Annotated in this window: 3 protein-coding genes; all 3 read right to left on the bottom strand. The window is 63.3% G+C overall.

Annotated features, from left to right (window positions below):
• A partial coding sequence (locus tag ACEW8G_RS13155) for a class I tRNA ligase family protein (RefSeq protein ID WP_373488863.1) occupies window positions 1-287 on the bottom strand: 287 nt, incomplete at its 3' end.
• Window positions 288-317: 30 nt separating this feature from the next.
• On the bottom strand, window positions 318-1,241 hold the full coding sequence (locus ACEW8G_RS13160) for a bifunctional riboflavin kinase/FAD synthetase (RefSeq protein WP_373488865.1): 924 nt from the start codon (window positions 1,239-1,241) through the stop codon (window positions 318-320).
• Window positions 1,242-1,515: 274 nt separating this feature from the next.
• Window positions 1,516-2,488: dipeptidase (locus ACEW8G_RS13165; protein WP_373488864.1), on the bottom strand; the 973-nt coding region annotated here is incomplete at its 5' end.

Below are 2,488 nucleotides of genomic sequence, written 5' to 3' on the forward strand. Positions count from 1 at the left end.
TCCTTGCCGAGCAGCGACTGGGTGCGGCAGACCATATCCTTGAGGATATGGTTGAGCGCATGGCCGATGTGCATGTCGCCGTTCGCGTAAGGCGGGCCATCGTGCAGGATGAACTTTTCACGGCCCTTGCGGGCATCGCGAAGCTGGCGGTACAGGTCCGCTTCCTGCCAGCGCGCCAGAATTGCCGGTTCCTTCTGGGCAAGGCCAGCCTTCATCGGAAAGTCGGTGGTCGGCAGAAAGACGGTGTCTTTATAGTCCGTGGGCGTGCTTGCGGCTTGGTCAGTCATGATCGCTGGCGCTTAAGCGGCGCGGGGCTTTCAGGCAAGCAATTCCCGCGCGCGCACGCAGTCCGCCTCGATCTGCGCGGTGAGTTCCTTAAGTGAACCGAACTTCGCCTCCGCGCGGATAAAATGGCGCAAAGCGATCTCGATGGTCTGGCCATAAAGGTCTTCGTCAAAGTCAAAGAAATGCGGTTCGAGCAGTTCCTTGGGCGGATCGAACTGCGGGCGGATGCCTAGGTTCGCCGCGCCCTTGAGCACCCGGCCATCGGCGAGCTGCCCGGTGACCGCGTAGACGCCATACATGGGCCTGAGATAGCTGCCCATATCCATGTTGGCGGTGGGATAGCCGAGCAGCCGCCCGTTCTTGTCGCCGTGTTGCACCACGCCCTGCACCGCAAACGGTCGTGTCATCAGACGCTCGGCCTCATCGGGTCTGCCGTCCAGCAGACACTGGCGGATGCGGCTGGATGAAACCACCGCATCCCCGGTCGAAACCGGGCCGATGGCTTCGCTGCGCAAGCCGAGCAACGCGCCGAGATCGCGCAGCACCTGAATGTTGCCGCCGCGCCCCTTGCCGAAGGTGAAATCCTCGCCCGTCACCACGCCAGCCGCGCCGAAGCGCTCAACCAGCAGATCGCCGACAAAGCTCTCCGCGCGCGTATTGGCGAGCGTTTCATCGAAGGCGAACACCAGCATCGCATCGGCCCCCGCCTCGGCAAACAGCCGCTGGCGCTGGTCAAGGCTGGTCAGGCGAAACGGCGCGACATCGGGCCTGAAATAGCGCACCGGGTGCGGATCGAACGTGGCGATGATCACGGGGCGGCCTTCCGCCTTTGCCCACGCAATCGCGCGCCCCGCCACCGCCTGATGCCCGGCGTGGAAGCCATCGAAATTGCCCAGCGCGATGATGCCCCCGCGCAAACGCTCTGGCAGCGGCTCGCTGCCCTCCAGCCTGATCATGTTAGAGCCTGATGGCATGGGATTGCGCCACCGTGATTGCTGCTGGAAGTTCTCCGGCAAGGCACGGTGCGCAGGGCGGGTTGGTTACCCGTCCAAGCGCCGCAACGCAGTCCGGGGGGCTTCCAGCGGCAACCGCGAGCGGCGGGCAAAATTTGGCCGATTGCGGCGTCAATCGTCGGTCACTATGCGATAACATGGCTCCCTCCTCTTTCCTTGCACTCGGCCAAATTTTGCTCCGTCACGGCGGCGTATTCCCATGTCATCAGGCTCATGCCTATAGTGTGTTGCCGGGCAAAGGTTCAATGCCCTGTTTGATAAGCCTCAGCGCATTGCCGCCCATTACCGCGCGGATGTCGCTTTCGGTAAAGCCAATGTCGAGCAGCGCCTGCGTCACGTGAACGATCTGGCTGGTGTCGAAGCGGGTGGTCACCGCGCCGTCGAAATCGCTGCCCAGCGCGACATGATCGATCCCCACCAGATCGCGGACATGGGCAATCGATTGCGCGATCTTCACCGGGTCGGTCGAGCACAACGCCCCGTCCCAATAGCCAATGCCGATGATGCCGCCGGTTGCCGCGACGCCCCGTATTTCAGTGTCGCTGAGGTTGCGGTTGACGCCGCACACCGCCTGCACCCCGCCGTGGCTTGAAACGACCGGGCGACGCGCCATGCGGAGAATATCGGCTACGGCGGCGTGGCTGGAATGCGCGATATCGACGATAATGCCCTTGGCCTCCATCGCGCGGATCATCTGCCGCCCGAACGGGGTGAGGCCCCCTTGCGCCTCGCCGTGCATCGACCCGCCAAGATCGTTGTCAAAGAAATGCACCAGCCCGGCCATGCGCATGCCGGCCGCGTAAAGCCGGTCAAGATTGGCGGCCTTGCCTTCAAGGTTGTGCAGTCCCTCGACCGAGAACATTACGCCGGTGACCTGCTTGCCCTGTGCGCGTTCGGCAAGCAGCCGGTCGATGTCTGTGGCTGAGCGGATCAGCGTCATCCGGCCATTCGAGGCTTTGGCGGCGCGTTCCAGCCTGGTTGCGTGCCACATCGAGCGTTCATGCACCGAAAACCATGTTCGCACCGGCTGCAGCTGCGCTATCGCCAGCAGGGTGATGTTGTCGGTGTCGGCGGAATTGCTGTCGTAATTCTGCCCGCGCGGGGTCTTGGATACCGACGAGAAGATCTGCACCGCAACGTTGCCCTTTTCCAGCCGCGCCAGATCGATATGGCCGCGCGTCGCGGGGGTC

Origin of the sequence: Blastomonas sp., assembly GCF_041747255.1 — a bacterium.
Lineage (GTDB): Bacteria > Pseudomonadota > Alphaproteobacteria > Sphingomonadales > Sphingomonadaceae > Blastomonas.